Annotated in this window: 18 protein-coding genes and 1 tRNA gene; 12 read left to right on the top strand and 7 right to left on the bottom strand. The window is 66.5% G+C overall.

All coding sequences use genetic code 11. The features are described 5' to 3' along the window. The first annotated feature begins 2 nt into the window (after window positions 1-2). Window positions 3-1,127 (top strand): folate-binding protein YgfZ, encoded by a 1,125-nt coding sequence (locus HDC95_RS12490; RefSeq protein WP_259063862.1) that lies wholly within the window; start codon window positions 3-5, stop codon window positions 1,125-1,127. On the opposite strand, the gene HDC95_RS12485 is transcribed toward HDC95_RS12490, so the two are convergent. After that, complete coding sequence (locus tag HDC95_RS12485) at window positions 1,106-1,945, bottom strand: class I SAM-dependent methyltransferase (protein WP_259063861.1); 840 nt, start codon at window positions 1,943-1,945, stop codon at window positions 1,106-1,108. The genes HDC95_RS12490 and HDC95_RS12485 overlap by 22 nt on opposite strands. A gap of 34 nt (window positions 1,946-1,979) precedes the next feature. Between HDC95_RS12485 and HDC95_RS12480 the strand changes: the two genes are divergently transcribed. Further along, a complete protein-coding gene (locus HDC95_RS12480; protein WP_259063860.1) occupies window positions 1,980-2,729 on the top strand; it encodes a phosphoglyceromutase in 750 nt (249 codons plus the stop codon). Between the two features lie 78 nt (window positions 2,730-2,807). Here HDC95_RS12480 and phoU read toward each other — a convergent pair whose 3' ends face one another. Further along, window positions 2,808-3,530, bottom strand: coding sequence for a phosphate signaling complex protein PhoU (phoU, locus tag HDC95_RS12475; protein WP_259063858.1), 723 nt, complete (start codon window positions 3,528-3,530; stop codon window positions 2,808-2,810). 197 nt (window positions 3,531-3,727) lie between these two features. Between phoU and HDC95_RS12470 the strand changes: the two genes are divergently transcribed. Further along, complete coding sequence (locus HDC95_RS12470; protein ID WP_259063856.1) at window positions 3,728-4,948, top strand: cell wall metabolism sensor histidine kinase WalK; 1,221 nt, start codon at window positions 3,728-3,730, stop codon at window positions 4,946-4,948. Beyond that, the gene (locus HDC95_RS12465) at window positions 4,945-5,628 is read left to right on the top strand and encodes a response regulator transcription factor (protein WP_188437158.1); all 684 of its coding nucleotides are present in this window, start codon (window positions 4,945-4,947) and stop codon (window positions 5,626-5,628) included. The genes HDC95_RS12470 and HDC95_RS12465 overlap by 4 nt, the downstream gene beginning before the upstream one ends. A gap of 76 nt (window positions 5,629-5,704) precedes the next feature. Here the strand turns inward: HDC95_RS12465 and HDC95_RS12460 are convergent, their stop codons facing one another. After that, window positions 5,705-6,184, bottom strand: coding sequence for a DNA modification methylase (locus HDC95_RS12460; protein WP_259063854.1), 480 nt, complete (start codon window positions 6,182-6,184; stop codon window positions 5,705-5,707). A gap of 134 nt (window positions 6,185-6,318) precedes the next feature. On the opposite strand from HDC95_RS12460, the gene HDC95_RS12455 reads away from it, so the two are divergent. From HDC95_RS12455 to rlmB, 4 genes are read left to right on the top strand one after another with little or no spacing between them, the layout of a single operon-like run. Next, on the top strand, window positions 6,319-6,801 hold the full coding sequence (locus tag HDC95_RS12455; protein WP_033106646.1) for a CarD family transcriptional regulator: 483 nt from the start codon (window positions 6,319-6,321) through the stop codon (window positions 6,799-6,801). A gap of 35 nt (window positions 6,802-6,836) precedes the next feature. Then, window positions 6,837-8,030 carry a 2-C-methyl-D-erythritol 4-phosphate cytidylyltransferase gene (ispD, locus tag HDC95_RS12450; RefSeq protein WP_259063851.1) on the top strand — a complete coding sequence of 398 codons (1,194 nt, stop codon included), beginning with the start codon at window positions 6,837-6,839 and terminating at the stop codon, window positions 8,028-8,030. A gap of 9 nt (window positions 8,031-8,039) precedes the next feature. Further along, window positions 8,040-9,521 carry a cysteine--tRNA ligase gene (cysS, locus tag HDC95_RS12445; protein ID WP_259063850.1) on the top strand — a complete coding sequence of 494 codons (1,482 nt, stop codon included), beginning with the start codon at window positions 8,040-8,042 and terminating at the stop codon, window positions 9,519-9,521. Then, the gene (rlmB, locus tag HDC95_RS12440; protein WP_259063849.1) at window positions 9,514-10,524 is read left to right on the top strand and encodes a 23S rRNA (guanosine(2251)-2'-O)-methyltransferase RlmB; all 1,011 of its coding nucleotides are present in this window, start codon (window positions 9,514-9,516) and stop codon (window positions 10,522-10,524) included. The genes cysS and rlmB overlap by 8 nt, the downstream gene beginning before the upstream one ends. 9 nt (window positions 10,525-10,533) lie before the next feature. Here the strand turns inward: rlmB and HDC95_RS12435 are convergent, their stop codons facing one another. Then, window positions 10,534-11,838: a DUF4032 domain-containing protein gene (locus HDC95_RS12435; RefSeq protein ID WP_259063848.1), complete on the bottom strand. Its 1,305-nt coding sequence runs from the start codon at window positions 11,836-11,838 to the stop codon at window positions 10,534-10,536. 67 nt (window positions 11,839-11,905) lie between these two features. Beyond that, window positions 11,906-13,012 (bottom strand): ABC transporter ATP-binding protein, encoded by a 1,107-nt coding sequence (locus HDC95_RS12430; protein WP_259063847.1) that lies wholly within the window; start codon window positions 13,010-13,012, stop codon window positions 11,906-11,908. A 216-nt stretch (window positions 13,013-13,228) separates the two neighbouring features. Between HDC95_RS12430 and HDC95_RS12425 the strand changes: the two genes are divergently transcribed. The 3 genes from HDC95_RS12425 (at window position 13,229) to HDC95_RS12415 (ending at window position 15,343) form a co-directional block, all read left to right on the top strand. Next, complete coding sequence (locus HDC95_RS12425) at window positions 13,229-14,182, top strand: thioredoxin domain-containing protein (RefSeq protein ID WP_259063846.1); 954 nt, start codon at window positions 13,229-13,231, stop codon at window positions 14,180-14,182. Between the two features lie 45 nt (window positions 14,183-14,227). Continuing rightward, a tRNA-Thr gene (locus HDC95_RS12420) sits at window positions 14,228-14,303 on the top strand. A 53-nt stretch (window positions 14,304-14,356) separates the two neighbouring features. Continuing rightward, entirely contained in the window at window positions 14,357-15,343 is a 987-nt protein-coding gene (locus tag HDC95_RS12415; protein WP_259063845.1) for an aldo/keto reductase, read from the top strand. A gap of 21 nt (window positions 15,344-15,364) precedes the next feature. Here HDC95_RS12415 and HDC95_RS12410 read toward each other — a convergent pair whose 3' ends face one another. After that, complete coding sequence (locus HDC95_RS12410) at window positions 15,365-15,670, bottom strand: hypothetical protein (protein WP_259063844.1); 306 nt, start codon at window positions 15,668-15,670, stop codon at window positions 15,365-15,367. Between the two features lie 67 nt (window positions 15,671-15,737). Here HDC95_RS12410 and HDC95_RS12405 point away from each other — a divergent pair, with 67 nt between their 5' ends. After that, complete coding sequence (locus HDC95_RS12405; protein WP_259063843.1) at window positions 15,738-16,463, top strand: tyrosine-protein phosphatase; 726 nt, start codon at window positions 15,738-15,740, stop codon at window positions 16,461-16,463. A 12-nt stretch (window positions 16,464-16,475) separates the two neighbouring features. Here the strand turns inward: HDC95_RS12405 and HDC95_RS12400 are convergent, their stop codons facing one another. Beyond that, window positions 16,476-17,750, bottom strand: a complete 1,275-nt coding sequence (locus tag HDC95_RS12400; protein WP_259063842.1) for a cation:proton antiporter — start codon at window positions 17,748-17,750, stop codon at window positions 16,476-16,478. Window positions 17,751-17,755: the final 5 nt, after the last annotated feature.

The raw sequence follows: 17,755 nt of genomic DNA, 5'->3' as shown, positions 1-17,755 counted from the left end.
TGATGAGCGCGTTCTCCGCCCTGCCCGGTGCAGTCACCGAAGGCGATGTGGTTCTGCATTTCGGAGATCCGATCCGCGAGCAGAGGCGTCTCATCGCAGGCACCGCTGCGGCTCCGCTCGGTGATCGTGCGGTCATCGAGATCGCTGGAGACGACCGCCTGAGCTGGCTGGACTCGATAACGTCGCAGTCGGTCGCTCGGCTCGTCGCCGGAGACAGCACCGAACTGCTGATTCTGGATCCGCAGGGTCGCGTCGAGCATGCCGCCGGTGTGTTCGAGGACGGCTCGTCGGTCTGGCTGATCGCGGATGCTGCGGATGCCGAATCCCTCGCGACCTGGCTGCAGCGGATGGTGTTCCGCTCCCGTGTCACGGTCACCGCCCGACCTGAGCTCGACCTGATCGGCTTCTTCTCCGGTGGTGACGCCGAGGCCGTCGTGCGTGACCTGGCGCTGTCCCCGAACGGCATTCAGCTCGTATGGACCGACCCGTGGTCGGCCGTGCAGCTCGGAGGATACCAGTATTCGGACGTCGAACGGCATCCGTCGGTCGAGTACGACTGGCGCGTGGCCATCGTCGACGCGGATGCCGCGGCATCCCTCGCCGACCGCATGGAGGACGCCGGCATGGATGTCGCCGGAGTCCTCGCGACCGAGGCGCTGCGCATCGCGGCCTGGCGACCCCGCTGGGCGCGCGAAGTCGATGAGCGGTCGCTTCCGCACGAATCGGACTGGATCCGCAGCGCCGTGCATCTGAGCAAAGGATGCTACCGGGGTCAGGAGACTGTCGCGAAGGTGCACAATCTCGGTCATCCTCCGCGACGCCTCGCGGCATTGCACCTGGACGGCAGCGATGACGTGCTTCCTGAGCCCGGCGATGCCGTGTTCGCGGCCGACGATGAGGTGGGCCACGTCACCTCGGTGGCTCAGCATCATGAGGACGGCCCGATCGCGCTCGCGATACTCTCCCGTCGGGCGCCGATCGGAGATCTGATCGTCAGATCGCGTGGTGTCGACGTCGCGGCGGCGCAGCAGGTGATCGTCCCGGCCGATGCCGGCGCGACCGCCGATATCCCCCGGCTGACACGGCTCTCCCGGCGACCAGCCGGTCAGGACCCGCGCAGCGCCTGACTCGGGGCCACGGCGTCCCACGGCAGGGTGAGTTCTCCGAGACGCCAGCGCCTGCGGTCGCCGAGCACCGGCCATCCGCGGGCTCTGAGGCCTGCGACCGCGGCGAGGAAACGCTGCTTGGCACCGAAAGTCGACAGGGGAGCAGCTCGCTCCCACTCCCCGTCGAGATCGACGAGCAGCTCGTGGACGCGCTCGCCGGGCACATTGCGATGGATCAGCGCTTTGGGCAGCCGTTCCGCGACGATGCTCGGGCGTTCGAGTCCGGCCAACCGGAATGAGATCGTGAAATGCAGCGGACGCCCGGCCGCGGGCACGTCGACCCAGCTGGCGATCCGGCCGATCTCATCGCAGGTGCCCTCGAAGAGCAAGCCACCGGGCGCCAGGCGCGCAGCCATGGACGCCCAGGCGGCTGGTACGTCAGGCTCGTCGTATTGGCGCAGCACGTTCATAGCCCTGATCACCGCGGGCCGGCGGTGTCCGTCCAGCGGAACCTCGAACCCGCCGCGTGCGAAGGAGACCGGCAGGCCGGGGGAGAACGTGCTGCGTCCCGCACGCACATCTTCGAGCTGAGCGCGCGCAGTGGCCACGCGCTCGGGGTCGAGCTCGAAGCCGACCACCTCGACATCGGGGCGGACTCTGATGAGTCTCGCCGCCAGTTCGAAGGCGGTGACGCCACTCGCACCGTACCCGAGGTCGATGACCAGCGGATCGTCGGCCGTTCGCAGTGCGGCGCTCGCCGCGATCCAGCGGTCGTTGCGGCGCAGACGGTTCGTCCCCGTGGTACCCCTGGTGGGGTGGCCGAGGAGTGATGGCGCCATGCATCCATTCTCCCAGACCTCATAGACTGGAAGCATGACTGCGACGCGCACCCTCATCCTGCTCCGCCACGGCCAGAGCGAGTGGAACGAAATGAACCTCTTCACCGGCTGGGTGGACGTCCGCCTCACCGAACAGGGCAAGAACGAGGCCCGTCGCGGTGGCGAACTGATCGCCGAGTCCGGCCTGCTTCCCGACGTGCTGCACACGTCGCTGCTCAGCCGCGCGATCCAGACGGCAGACATCGCACTGGATGCCGCAGACCGGCTCTGGATCCCGGTGACCCGCTCGTGGCGCCTCAACGAGCGCCACTACGGAGCGCTGCAGGGCAAGGACAAGGCGCAGACTCTGGAGGAGTTCGGGCCGGAGCAGTTCCAGTTGTGGCGTCGGTCGTTCGATGTACCGCCGCCCCTGCTGGACGACGACAGCGAGTTCAGCCAGGTGAACGATCCTCGCTACGCCGGCATCGACGGAGAGGTCCCTCGCACCGAGTCGCTCAAGATCGTCATCGATCGGCTGCTGCCCTACTGGGAGAGCGCGATCGTTCCCGACCTCGAGGCGGGCAAGACCGTTCTGGTCACCGCGCACGGCAACTCGCTGCGCGGACTCGTCAAGCATCTCGACGGCATCAGCGACGACGCGATCGCGGAGTTGAACATTCCCACCGGCATTCCGCTGGTGTACGAGCTGGATGAGAACAACATGCCCACCGGTCCAGGCCGTTACCTCGACCCCGAGGCGGCCGCCGCGGGCGCTGCAGCGGTCGCCTCACAGGGCAAGAAGTAACTGACACCGCTGCTACGCCGAGACCCCCTGCAGGGATTCTGCAGGGGGTCTCGGCGCGAAAGTGCCTCGTAGCGAGATTCAGGCGGTGCCCTTGCCGTCGGGCTCCTGGCCTTCGGCTAACTGGGCCTCGGCTGCGGCGAGGGCGATGTCCTCCTCGTCGACAGCCCAGTCGCCGGTCGAGAGGTAGACGACCTTCTTGGCGATGGCGACAGCGTGGTCGGCGAAGCGCTCGTGGTAACGGCTGGCGAGAGTGGCGTCGACGGTGGCGCCCGCTTCGCCCTTCCAGTTGTCGCTGAGCACCTTCTCGAAGACCTTGGCGTGCAGTTCGTCCACATCGTCATCCGAATTGCGGATCTCATCCGCGAATCGCAGATCCTGCGTCCGCAGCAGCTCACTGAGCGTGCGTGCGATCTCGACGTCGAGTTCACCCATCCGGGTGAAGGTGCTCTTCAGGCCCTTGGGGATGGCGCGCTCGGGGAAGCGCAGGCGCGAGAGCTGTGCGATGTGCTCTGACATGTCGCCCATGCGCTCCAGGGATGCGCTCACCCGGAGCGCGAACACGACGATGCGCAGGTCACGGGCGACGGGCTGCTGGCGGGCGAGGATCTCGATGGCCTGAGCGTCGAGCTTCACTGCAAGAGCGTCGATCTTCGCATCGTCGGCGATGACCTCCTCTGCGAGAGCGACGTCGCCGGTGGCGAAGGCGCGAGTGGCCTTGTCGATGGAGACGGTGACGAGGTCGGCGATCTCCACGAGACGGGACTGCACGTCCTCGAGGGACTGATGGAAGAGTTCACGCATGAGCGGCGCAACCTTTCGTTCGGAGCTCGGGCGGTCTGGCCGGCTGATGGCGGGCGCTGCAGTGTGCGCACGCCCTAGGCGATTGTGTTCGTCGAAGGTTAACGAATGGTGCCCGGCACGTGAATACTAGTTCGCCGGCGTCCGAGATGGCGCGGAAACTCGCCGGACGCGAGGTGAACGCACTCTACGCTGGTGACATGAACTCGCCGCAGATCGCGCTGCTTGCCCTCGCCATCGGTCTGGTGATCGGCATCGGCCTGGCCTTGCTCTTGTTCTGGGCGTACCGTGCTCGCGCCAAAGTGGCGGAGGAAGCGTCATCGGTGGTTCCGCGGGGTGCGGTCGATGTGCTCGACAGCATGGATGATGCCGCGTGCATCGTCGACCCGTCCGGTCTTGTCCTCGCGATCTCCCATGCCGCGGCGCGCTTCGGAATCGAAGTCGGTGCGACGCTGGACATCCCGGAACTGCGCGACCTCGTGCGCACGCTCCGCTCGAGCGGAGCATCCACGACCGAGACGATGCGCATCACGCGTCCTGGAGTCAGCCTCGATCCGCGACTGGTGTCGGCGCGGGCGAGCGCGCTCGGCGCGCGGCTCACGCTCCTCATCGTCCGCGATGTCACCGAGCAGGAGCGTCTGGATCAGGTGCGACGCGATTTCGTCGCCAACACCAGCCACGAGCTGAAGACGCCGGTGGGCGCCGTCAGCCTGCTCGCAGAGGCCATCGAATCCGCGGCGGACGATCCTGCGCAGGTGCGGATCTTCGCCTCACGCATCTCCGCAGAGGCTGCCAGGCTCGGACAGCTCACCGGCCGCATCATGAGCCTGTCACGGCTGCAGGCGGCCGACGGGATCACGGACTTCGACCCGGTGGCGATGGACGAGGTCATCACGGCGTCGATAGAAGCGCACGCGGTGCAGGCGGATTCCGCCGGCGTTGAGCTCGTCCGCGGCGGCGACAGAGGCGCGTTCGTCCGCGGCGACGCACAGATACTCATCGAGGCGGTCGGCAATCTCATCGCCAACGCGATCGTGTACTCACCACGGGGCTCGCGCGTCGGCGTCGGCGTGAAGATCGAGGGGGAGACGCTCGAGGTCGCGGTGTCCGACCAGGGCATCGGCATCTCGGAGTCTGACCGCGAGCGCATCTTCGAGCGCTTCTACCGGGCGGACGAGGCACGTTCGCGCCGCACCGGCGGCACCGGCCTCGGGCTCTCGATCGTGAAGCACGCGACGCAACGGCACGGCGGCGAGGTCCGAGTGTGGTCCAGACCGAGCCGCGGATCGACCTTCACCATGGTTCTGCCTCGCATCGATGCTCCGGTGCCGGAGGCGACTGATCGCAAGAACAAGAAGAAGCGCGCCAGGAAGGCGGCCAAAGCCGCAGCCCTGCGCGCCCGAAACGGAGAGACCGTATGACCCGAATCCTTCTCGTCGAGGACGAGCCAGACCTTGCTGACCCGCTTGCCTACCTGCTGCGCCGCGAAGGCTATGAGGTGGAGATCGCGGAGGACGGGCCTGGCGCTCTGACCGCGTTCAGAGAGCGCGGCGCCGACATCGTCCTGCTCGATCTCATGCTGCCGGGGATGCCGGGCACCGAGGTATGCCGGCAGATCCGCTCGACCTCCGCGGTGCCGATCATCATGCTCACGGCGAAGGACTCCGAGGTGGACATCGTGGTGGGGCTCGAACTCGGCGCCGATGACTACATCACCAAGCCGTACTCGTCTCGTGAGCTGCTTGCACGCATGCGTGCCGTGCTGCGACGTGTGGTGCAGGCCGACAGCGATCTCGATGAGCGCGTGCTCGACGGCGGACGTGTCACGCTCGACATCGACCGGCACACCGTGACGGTCTCCGGCGAAGAGATCAACATGCCGCTCAAGGAGTTCGAGCTCCTCGAGGTGCTGATGCGCAACTCGGGCCGTGTGCTCACCCGGGGCCAGCTCATCGACCGGGTGTGGGGCAGCGACTACTTCGGAGACACGAAGACGCTCGACGTGCACATCAAGCGCATCCGCTCCCGCATCGAGGAGAACCCCGGCGAGCCGGTCATGCTCGTCACCGTGCGCGGTCTGGGGTATCGCTTCGAGGGATGATGCTCGCTGACGAGGAGAGGCCGGTCACCCCTCGGCGGTGCCGGCCTCTCCTCGTCAGCAACGCGTGCGGAGACGCTCAGGCGTCGTCGTCCTGAGGAACCAGATCGGCGTAGTACGAGAGCGCGCCATCCAGCACAGGCACGTCAGCGGCGGAGCCGGTGGCGTCGCCGGACTGGAAGTAGACCTTGATCGTCGCTCCAGGCATCGTGTCGAGATCGTCGATGCGCAGCGGCTCGGCGTTCGCGCCGAGGCTGATCGAGTCATCGGCGCCCACTCTGACTGTGAGGGGGTCGAGGCCCTCGATCTCGACCGTGAGCGTCGCAGCCTTGTCGGTCGGGTTCAGGATCGCGGCGACGAGGTTCCCCGTCGAGCCGTCGTCCGTCGCGATGATCATCGCGTTGCGGATCTCGAGGGGGCCGTCGGTGTCGGCGATGTTCACCCCGTCGGATGCCGAGTACTGGATCTCAGTCGACTGCGGGGTGATGAACGTGCATCCCGTTGCGCCGAGCAGAACGAGGGCGCTGATGGCGGCAGACGCTACAAGGCGCGATTTCACGGGTCCTCCTGGGAGATTTGGGATATCCGAACCCATTCTACGGGTACGGAAGGGGGCTCCAGGGGACCATGCGGAGCAAACCTTAGTGCATGTTGCCTGTGGTATTCTGGAGGTTGCCGAAAGGACACGATTTTATGCTTTTTGAAGTTGGCGAGACGGTCGTCTATCCGCACCATGGGGCCGCGACGATCATCGAGGTCAAGGATCGCGTCATCAAGGGCGAGACGAAGAAGTACCTCAAGCTCAACGTCACCCAGGGCGATCTCATCATCGAGGTTCCTGCAGAGAATGTCGACCTCGTCGGCGTTCGCGACGTCATCGGCCAGGAGGGGCTGGATCACGTGTTCGAGGTGCTCCGCGCCCCGTTTACGGAAGAGCCCACGAACTGGTCCCGTCGTTACAAGGCGAACCTCGAGAAGCTCGCCTCCGGCGATGTGATCAAGGTCAGTGAGGTCGTGCGCGACCTGTGGCGTCGCGATCAGGATCGCGGTCTGTCCGCTGGCGAGAAGCGCATGCTCGCGAAGGCCCGTCAGATCCTCATCTCCGAGCTCGCGCTCGCCGAGAAGTGCGACGAGGACAAGGCCGGGGCGCTGCTCGATGAGGTTCTCGCTTCCTGATGGCCCGGGCTTTCGGGCCTCGCTAGTGTGAGCGTGTGACTCTCATTCCTGTGCCGACGACGGCGATCATCGTCGTCGCCGGCGGTTCCGGAACCCGATTGGGCGCTGCGGAGCCCAAAGCGTTCGTCGGCATCGACGAGCACTCGATTCTTCGGCACGCGCTGGACGGCGTGTTCGCGTCCGCGCCTGCGCAGGTGATCGTCGTCGCGCCCGAGGGGCACGAGGGCGACGCTGAGACCGAGTTGCGCGCCGCCGCACTGGACCGTCACGAACTCGGTCGCGTCGTGACAGGCGGCGAGACCAGACAGCGATCCGTCGTTGCCGGGCTTGCGGCGCTGTGGGGCGACATCTCCACAGTGCTCGTCCACGATGCGGCGCGCGCTCTGACGCCGGCGACGCAGATCGACGCAGTCGCGGCAACGGTGACCGCAGATGCAGGGGTGATACCCGCCCTGCCGGTCATCGACACGCTCAAGCGGGTGGATGCGGATGACGTCGTCGCTGCCGTCGATCGTTCCGAGCTGGCGGCTGCGCAGACCCCGCAGGGCTTCCCCCGCGCCCTCCTCGAGGCGGCGTATGCCGCGGCGGCGGAATCAGGCGTGGAGTACACCGACGACGCCGCACTGTTCGCAGCCGCAGGACATCCGGTCCGTCACATCCGCGGATCGGAACTCGCCTTCAAGATCACGACGCCAGGGGACCTCGCGCGCGCTCGACAGCTTCTCGCAACGACCGTGCCGGCCGCGGCTGCACAAGTCGTACCCCGTGTGGGCATCGGTACAGACGTGCACGCTTTCGGCGGCGACGGCAACCTCTGGCTCGCCGGTCTCGAATGGCCGGGCGAGCAGCCGTTGTCTGGTCATTCCGACGGCGACGCGGTCGCACACGCCATGGTCGACGCGCTGCTCGGTGCCGCCGGGCTCGGCGATATCGGCGAGCACTTCGGCACCTCGCATCCCGAATACGCCGGAGCGCACGCCGACGTGTTCCTGGCCCGCACTGCGCATCTCCTGGCAGAGGCCGGCTTCACGATCGGCAACGTCTCGGTGCAGTTCCAAAGCAATCGGCCGCGATTCAGTGCCCGCCGCGCGGAGGCGGAGCGTTCGCTGTCCGCAGCCCTCGGCGGGGCATCGGTCGCCGTGACCGCGACGACGACAGATGGTCTCGGATTCACCGGCCGTGGCGAGGGCATCGCCGTCACAGCGGTCGCGCTCATATACCCCGGGTAGTCTGGTGCAGTGACTCTCCGCCTCTATGACACCCGCGCACAGCAGCTGCGCGACTTCGTGCCGCTCGACCCCGAGAACGTCACGATGTACGTGTGCGGGCCCACGGTGCAGTCCGGCCCTCATATCGGACATGTCCGCGCGGCGCTGAGCTTCGACATCCTGCGCCGCTGGCTCAGCCATCGGTTCGGACGTGTGACCTTCGTCCGCAACGTCACCGACATAGATGACAAAGTCCTCGTCAATGCCACGGATGCCGAGCCCTGGTGGGCGCTGGCCTACCGGATGGAGCAGCAGTTCATGTCTGCGTACGCCGGCGTCGGCATCCTTGCTCCGACATATGAACCTCGCGCGACGGCATCCATTCCTCAGATGCAAGAGCTGATCCAGACCTTGATCGAGCGCGGTCATGCGTATCCGGCGCCGGACGGTTCGGGCGACGTCTACTTCGACGTGCGTTCCTGGGCTGAGTACGGTTCGCTCACGCGCCAGTCGATCGATGCGATGGAGGCCGCCGAAGACGCCGATCCTCGCGGCAAGCGCAATCTTCAGGACTTCGCCCTCTGGAAGGGCGCCAAACCCGATGAGCCGGGCGACGCGGTATGGGCAGCGCCGTGGGGTGCCGGCCGACCCGGCTGGCATATCGAGTGTTCGGCCATGGCCAAGCGCTACCTCGGCGCAGAGTTCGACATCCATGGCGGCGGACGCGACCTGCGTTTCCCGCACCACGAGAACGAGCTCGCGCAGTCGACGGCGGCAGGTGTTGGCTTCGCGCGGTACTGGGTGCACAACGGCCTGGTGACCGTCGACGGGCAGAAGATGTCGAAGTCGCTCGGCAACTTCACGCTCGCCGCCGATGTGCTCGCCGAGCACGACCCCTTGGTCGTGCGCTATGCGCTCGCCGCTGCGCATTACCGATCGAGCCTCGACCTCACCGAGTCTTCTTACGCCGAGGCCGAAGCGGCGCTGGGCCGCATCTCGACCTTCCTCGCGAGGGCCGAACGAGCCGTTGTCGCCAACGACGAGGCGCGGGGAAACGATGACGCGCGGACAGAAGATCATCTTCGATCGCAGCACGACGCGGCTCTTGAGGAAGTCGCCGCGGCAGCCGGCGTCCTGCCCTCGGAGTTCGAACGCGCGATGGACGACGATCTCGGTGTCCCGCAAGCCCTGGCTGTGGTTCACGAATCTGTGCGACGCGGGAACGCAGCACTGGACAGCGGTGACACCCTGGAGGCCGAGCGTGCAGTGCACGAGGTCGCCGCGATGACGAGCGTGCTGGGCATCGATCCGCTCGATCCCCAGTGGAACACGAGCGGCGGCGCCGCAGCATCCGCTCTCGACGCGCTCGTGCAGACCATGATCACGCAACGCGCCCACGCACGGGCCGACAAGGACTGGGCGACGGCAGACCGCATCCGCGACGCGATCGCGGCCGCGGGCATCGCTCTTGAAGACACAGCAGACGGAACTCATTGGAGTATTGATGGCTAAGCCACAGCGCCCCGGCGCAAGCAACGGCAAGAAGAAGGGCCCGCTCAAGGGCACCGGCGGACTCGGGCGCAAATCGCTCGAAGGCCGCGGGCCGACCCCCAAGGCGGAGGATCGGGCCTGGCACCCGGCAGGCAAGCGCAAGGCCGCGGCCGAACGCTTCGCGGCATCCGGCGGCAAGGGTAGGCCCGGGGGGCGTCCGAACAGCGCGAGCAACCAGAACCGCTCGTCCAAGGCGAAGGCCGGCGATGAGACGGAGAACGTCACCGGACGCAATTCGGTTCTGGAGGCCCTGCGGGCCAAGATCCCGGCGACTGCGTTCTACGTCGCGCAGCGCGTCGAGATGGACGACCGCGTCAAGGAGATGCTCTCCATCGCCACGCATCGTGGCATCCCCGTGATGGAGGTCACGCGTCAGGAACTCGACCGGATGGCGGGCTTCGACGGCGTGCACCAGGGCGTCGCGCTCAAAGTTCCTCCCTACGAGTACGCGCACCCGCAGGATCTGCTCGAGCAGGTGATCGATCGCGGTGAACTGCCGCTGTTCGTCGCACTTGACGGCATCACCGACCCGCGTAACCTCGGTGCGATCATCCGCTCGACAGCGGCTTTCGGTGGGCATGGCATCATCCTGCCGCAGCGTCGTTCGGCTGGTGTGAACTCGGCAGCCTGGAAGACGAGCGCCGGAGCCGCGGCCCGTATTCCTGTGGCGATGGCGACGAACCTGACCACGCAGCTGAAGGAGTTCAAGAAGCAGGGCGTGTTCGTGATCGGCCTCGACGGTGGCGGCGATGTGTCGCTGCCGGCGCTCCAGTTGGCTGATCGTCCTGTGGTCATCGTCGTGGGCTCAGAGGGCAAGGGGCTCTCGCGCCTGGTCACCGAGAACTGCGATCAGATCGTCTCGATCCCGATCTCGGCGGCCACCGAGTCGCTGAACGCCGGCATCGCGGCATCCGTCGCGCTGTACCAGGTGGCGACGGTGCGCGCCCAGCTCGCCGGGGAGTAGACGGGAACCTCAGACGAGGTCTCGCCAGTCGACCTCACCGGTGTCTTCGGTGACTGCCACAGCACCGGTCATGACGGGCAGTGACATGGTCTCGGTCGGCGGGCCCATGATCGTGGCTTCGTCGCGGCGATGCCGCAGCACATCGTTGATGTACGAGGTCAGCACCTCTGCCAGAGGCACCGAGCGGCCGTTCGCCTGAGAGAGGTACCAGCGGTGCTCCAGGACCTGGTGGAACACCTCCGCCGGCTCGAGCTTGGCACGCAGCTCGTAGGGGATCGCGCGCACGACGGGTTCGAACACCCTGGTGAGCCACTCGTGCGCGAACATCTCCTCATCTGCCCACTCCTTCTTGGAGCGTGCGCGGAACTCGTCGAGGTCGTTCAGCAGCCGCCGCGCCTGGTTCTCCTCGACATCGAGTCCGGTGAGGCGGATGAGCCGGCGCTGATGGTGTCCTGCGTCGACCACCTTCGGCTGGATCTCGACGACGGTTCCGTCTCCGGTGGTCGTCATCGACATCTCATCGATGTCGAACCCGAGGGCGTTCAGTCGTTCGACCCGTTCCGTGATGCGCCAGGTCTCATTCGCTGAGAAGGACTCCTCGGCGGTCAGCGCTGCCCACAGCGAATGGTACGAGGAGACGATGCCGTCGGCAATGGCGACGGCATCCACTCCGTGCTCGAGCCGGCCACCGGCGGCGAGGTCCATGATCTCGCCGGCGATGTTCGTTCTGGCGAGATCCAGGTCGTAGAGCCGCTGTCCTTCTGTGAGCCCTTCTTCGTGGAGCTCGCCTGTCTCGGCGTCCACCAGATAGGCGGCGAAGGCGCCGGCGTCGCGTCGGAAGAGCGTGTTCGACAGCGAGACATCGCCCCAGTAGAACCCGACGTTGTGCACTCGCACGAGCAGCAGCGCCAGGGCGTCGACGAGCCGGGTGGCGGTGTCCGGGCGCAGGACGCGCGTGAAGAGGGCGCGGTAGGGCATTGAGAATCGCAGGTGCGATGTCACCAGCACAGCTGGGAGGGGGGCGCCCGCGGCATCCGAGCGTCCGGCGATCACGGCGACGCGATCGACGCATGGCACATCGAGCCTGGCCAGGTTGCCCAGCATGTCGTATTCGCGTTGCGCCATCTCGGCGGTGGTCTCCTTGACGGCGACGACACGGCCGGACAGATCGGCGAAACGCACCAGGTGGCGGGAGAGGCCCTTGGGCAGTGAGACGATGCGCTCGGACGGCCACTTCGCGAGCGGCGTCGACCAGGGCAGAGCCAGCAGCTCAGGGTTGACCTTGCTGGCGGTGATGCGCAGTGCGTCCTGCATGTGGCTCCTGGGGAAACGACACGGCGCGGGCGACCCGAAGGTCGGCCCGCGCCGTGTGCGATGGAACTTACGCGGCCGAGGTGACCGGCTTGTCGTTCAGGCGCAGACCGGACTCGATGTCGAACGCGTGAACGTGTCCGGCGGATGCCGCGAGCGTGACCGTCTCGCCGGCGTTCGGGTGGCTGCGGCCGTCGACGCGAGCGACCAGGTCGGCGCGCTTGCCGTTGACCTCGGTGTGACCGTAGAGGTAGCCGTCAGCGCCGAGCTCCTCGACGAGGTCGACCGTGACCGAGAGACCCTGGCCGTCGGCAGGGCCGACGACGATGTCCTCGGGGCGGACGCCGACCGTGACCTGGCTGCCATGCGCGCGTCCGACGGTGTCGCGGTCGAGCGGGACGACCTCGGAACCGAACCGGACTCCGCCTTCGGCGAGGTCAGCCGAGAACAGGTTCATGGCGGGCGAGCCGATGAATCCGGCGACGAACACGTTCTCCGGCTTCTCGTACAGGTCGCGCGGCGTGCCGACCTGCTGCAGGAGACCGTCCTTGAGGACCGCGATGCGGTCGCCCATGGTGAGCGCCTCAGTCTGGTCGTGCGTGACGTAGACCGTGGTGACGCCGAGGCGACGCTGCAGAGAGGCGATCTGCGTTCGCGTCTGCACGCGGAGCTTCGCATCGAGGTTCGACAGCGGCTCGTCCATGAGGAACACCTGCGGCTGGCGGACGATCGCGCGACCCATCGCGACGCGCTGACGCTGACCACCGGAGAGCGCCTTCGGCTTGCGGGTCAGGTACTCCTCAAGGTCGAGGAGCTTGGCTGCCTCGAGCACGCGGGCGGCGCGCTCCTCCTTGTTGATGCCGGCGATCTTCAGGGCGAAGCCCATGTTCTCGGCGACCGTCATGTGGGGGTACAGCGCGTAGTTCTGGAAGACCATGGCGATGTCGCGGTCCTTCGGCGGCACATCGGTGACGTCGCGATCGCCGATGAGGATGCGGCCGTCGTTGACCTCTTCGAGGCCGGCGAGCATGCGAAGCGAGGTGGACTTACCGCAACCGGAAGGGCCGACGAGGACGAGGAATTCGCCGTCTGCGACCTCGAGGTCGAGCTTGTCGACTGCCGGACGGGTGCCGCCCGGGTACAGACGCGTGGCCGCGTCGAAAGTGACAGATGCCATTGTTTTCTCCTTCACCGGCAGGTACGTGCCGGACGATCCGTTGTGATGGATGCGGTGGGTATGAGCCACCGTGGCCCACCCTTGGGCCGAGTCAAGTATGGCACGGAGCGGCGGCACCTGGGTATTTCCCAGCCTGACTGGTTAACATCGAATGCGGTCCTGCTTGTGAAGAGGACGCCGGGGAGCCCGTCCCCACCAAGACTTTCAAGAGGAACGATGTCGAGCGACGAAACGCCGAACGTCCCCACCCCTCGCAATTCTCGTGAGGCGGTTCGGGAGAAGGCACAGAAGGTGCACGCCAAGCAATCGAGGGCGCGCATCATGCGGCGCATCATCGTCGGGGCTGTCGCTGTCGTCGCCGTCGGGGCGATCGGCACCGCCGTGGCCATGGCCGTGACATCGTCGGTGTCGAAGCCGACTCTGAGCCCGACCGGCATGGATGCCGATGGCGTCGTCGTGAACACTGCTCCAGGCGTAGGCGCCGAGGACGTGCCCGAGACGACCGCTCCGGAAGAGACCGAGAGTGGCGTAGAAGAGACCGCCGAACCGACGCCGGAGCCCACGGCATCGCAGACTGCCGCCGACGTGCACATCTACGTCGACTACCTCTCGCCGGGTGCCGGTGACTTCGAGAGGGCGAACGCTCGTCAGCTCGCCGGGTGGATAAACGAGGGCGTCGTCACCGTCACCTATCACCCGGTGTCGATGCTCACCGCCAGCTCCAACGGCACGAAGTACTCACTGCGTTCGGCAGCAGCGGCGGCCTGCGTCGCGACACACTCCCCGACGCAGTTCTATCCCTTCAACCATGAGCTGCTCGTCGACCAGCCCGAGATGGACACCGACGGCCGTTCGGACGTCGAGCTCGCGGATCTGGCGATCGCGGTCGGCGTCGACGACGTCAAGGTCGTTCGCGACTGCATCGAGAACGGTGACTTCGCCTCGTGGGCGAAGGAGGCGACGTCACGTGCGCTTGAGGGCCCGCTTGTCGGCTCCGACGACCTCGTGCTGACCAGCGCGCCGATGGTCGTCGTCAACGGGGAGGCCTACGTGGGCTCCCTCAAGGACCCCGTCGAGTTTTCGAACTTCCTGCTCACCGTGGCCAGCGATACAGAGGATTCCGCGTCCCCGACGCCCACACCGACGGCGTCCGAGACCCCGGCTGCGTAGGCCGGTTCGGAGACGTGCTCCGGTCTCGCTAAACTGGGCACGTTCGCCGACTTAGCTCAGCTGGTAGAGCACCTGTCTTGTAAACAGGATGTCACGGGTTCGAATCCCGTAGTCGGCTCCACAACATCGCGACGTCCCCGCCCATGCCCTTGCCGGCGTGTGAGGATGGGTGCCATGGACTACACATATCTCGGTCGCACCGGTACGTCGGTTTCACGGATCGTGCTGGGCACCATGAACTTCGGGGACCGCACGTCGGAAGAGGATTCGTTCGCGATCATGGATCGCGCGCTCGAGCTGGGTGTCAATTTCTTCGACACGGCGAACGCCTATGGCGGATCAGCCGGTCGCGGCGCGACCGAGGAGATCATCGGGCGGTGGTTCGCGGCGCGCCCTGGCGTGCGCGATGACATCGTGCTGGCGACGAAGGTGCATTCGCCGATGGTCAGCCCCACTGCAGACGGTGATGTCGTCAATGCGCGTGGTGCGTCCGCGTGGCAGGTTCGACGCGAAGCAGCCTCCTCGCTGCGTCGGCTGCAGACAGACCGGATCGACCTGTACCAGTTCCATCACATCGACCGTCACATCTCGTGGCAGGAGATGTGGCAGGCGATGGAGGTGCTGGTGGCTCGGGGCGAGGTCGTCTACACCGGCAGCTCGAACTTCGCGGCGTGGAACATCGCACAGGCGAACGAGATCGCACAGCAGCGTCATTTCCTCGGTCTCGTGAGCGAGCAGTCCCTCTACAACCTGGCCCAGCGCTCGATCGAACTCGAAGTCATCCCCGCTGCCCAGAACTACGGGCTCGGCATCCTGCCCTGGTCGCCGCTGTCGGGTGGGCTGCTGAGCGGCGGCTCGTCGGATCCCGATGCGCGCTCGAATACGGGGCGGGCGGCTGCGATGCGCGCCGAGCACCGGGAGCAGGTCGATGCGTACGAGCTCTTCGCGAAAGAGCGCGGTTGGGCACCTTCTTCGCTGGGCCTCGCCTGGTTGTTGCACCAGCCCGGCGTCACCGGCCCGATTATCGGCCCGCGTACGGTCGCACAACTCGAGTCTGCGGTCGCAGCGCTGGAGATCACGCTCAGCGCAGACGATCTGCGTGGCCTGGACGAGATCTTCCCCGGTCCTGGGGGACAGGCGCCGGAGGCGTACGCCTGGTAGAGGCCGGCACCGCTCGAGGCGCTACAGGGCGCTGTTCGGCTTCCTCCCGCGTCGCGGGCGATCGTGCCATGCGGCGATCGCCTCGGAGGTGAGGTCGTCGCGATCCCAGAGGTAGCCGGAGACGTTTCCGATCGGATCGATGAACGCGTCGCTGGCGGACGACGCGTCACCGGAGTCGCGACGGCGCATCGTCTGGCGAAGTGAAACCGGGGTCACGCCGAGTAGCTCGGCGACTTCGTCGATCGTCGCGTAGCGTGCGGCGAAGCGCGGCTCTGCCGTTCCGTCGCGCAGGGCGCGAGGCCGGGAGCCGCTCCCTTCAGGTCCCATCGAAACTCCTCCGTGAATGAAGTTTCACGATAGCCGACGCCCGCCCCTGCGCAGATAGCATGACCGCATGGATGAGCCTGTCACCCGCCTCGATGTGGCGGGCACGCACAACTTCCGCGAGGTCGCGCCTGGCGTGCTGGCATCCGGCATGCTGTATCGCTCCGATGCCCTTCACAGGCTCACCCGTGAAGGGCGCAGGCAACTGGATCAGCTCAGAATCAGACAGGTCATCGACCTGCGTTCGGCGTTCGACCGGCGTATCGGCGGCCGCGACCGACTTCGCGGAACAGGAGCGAGGCGGCTGTCCGTGCCGATCGATGGTGCCCCGCGCTCGTTCGATCCACGCACCCTCACCCTGCAGGAGGTGTACGAGACGATACTCACCCGTCATCAGGATGACCTCGGTCGCGTCATCCGCACGGTCGCGTGGGCGGACGGCCCCGTCCTCGTGCACTGCACCGCCGGCAAGGACCGCACCGGCCTCGTCGTGGCACTCATCCTCTCGGCGCTGGACATCGATCGCGAGATCATCCTGGCCGACTACTCGGCGACGGCGGCGAACCTGTCGGGGGAGTGGACAGAGCGGATGCTGCGCAAGGTGCGGCGCTTCCGCGTGCCGATCACGGACAACCTGGTGGAAGTGCTGGCCGGATCTCCGGTCGTGGCGCTGAGTGGCGCATTCGACTGGCTCGACCGTGAGCATGGCGGAGCTCTGACCTATCTTCAGAAGGCGGGTGTCGACGACGCCGTACGCGATCAGCTGCGAAAGGCACTGATCCCCGGCTCCGTTTGACGGGCGCGTGCGTCAGGCTGTCTCATCCTCGAGGTGTCGCCGTCTGAGGAGCAACGGCGCGGCCAACCCGTGCAGCAGGATGCTGCCGACCACAGTGGCGACCATGACCGTCAGCACGATGACGCCGTCATCCTCCGGGAGCGCGTTGTACGCGAGCAGCCCGAACACGATCGACGCCGTGCCACGCGGACCGAGCGCGCCGATGAGAAGACGATCGCCTCTGCCGACGGAGCTGCGCATGAGCGACAGATACACCGGGATGATTCGCAGCAGAGTCAGCCCGAGCAGGGCGAACAACAGCATCCACCAGTCGGCCCCCGAGGTGACGACTATGAGCATCGCTCCGCCGAGCACGAACCATACGAAGTTCGCGGCCAGTGCGCCCACCTCCTCCACGAGAAGCAGTTCGCTGTGATCGATGCCGTCAGATCGATGACCCCTCGTGCGTGTCAGCCGGTACCCGATACCGGCCACGAACGCCGCCACGAAGCCGTTCGCGTTGAAGACAGGGATGCTGGCCACGCCATAGGCGATAAGCGGGAGGATCAGCATTACGTAGCGGGCCCCGAGGGCGTCCGCGATCGCCCGCGCCCGCGCGATGCGGACCAGATACCCGATGCCGGCGCCCAGGATGATGCCGATCACGATCGCGATGACCGTCGCCGGAACAGCGTTGACGAAAGCCATCAGGAACTCGGTCACCGGGCCATCGAGCGAATTCTCGGTGAGATCGGTTGTCGGTGTGCGCTCTATCGTAGACCAGATGACGGCCAACGCCAGTGACATGCCGAACACCGGAGAGATCAGTCCGTCGTTGTATCCGCTCTCCACATTCAGGATCTGACGCAATCGCGCGGGAATGTGCCGATTGCGAATGAGTGAGGCGGTCGCGGCGAAATCGGTCGGCAGGATCACGCATGCGATCGCGAGAAGCACGAGCAGACCGGCGTCGGGTATCAGGAATACGCCCGCTGTCACGGTCAGTGCGATCGACAGCGGCAGTGCGATGAGCACGAGTCGCGCGATCACCTTGCCTTCGCGACCGAAGATGCCGCCCTTGACCTCGGTGGCATCGGCGAAGAGCAGGACCGCGAGGATGATCTCGACGATCTTCTCCGAGATCGGCGAGTCGATCGCGCTGCTGAACGCGTCGACGTCCCAGACGACGGTCACGGCCCCGAGCAGCAACAGACCGATCGGCCCCGCGACGCCCCACCGCTGGAAACGGTGCGAGATCAGGGACCAGAGCAGGATCGCGGCGAGCCCGATCAGGACGAGGTGCGGCATGCCCG

Source organism: Microbacterium sp. AK031 (assembly GCF_024807145.1).
Taxonomy (GTDB): domain Bacteria; phylum Actinomycetota; class Actinomycetes; order Actinomycetales; family Microbacteriaceae; genus Microbacterium.
Note: the sequence above shows the minus strand (reverse complement) of the source record. Positions and strands in the feature narration are given on the sequence as shown.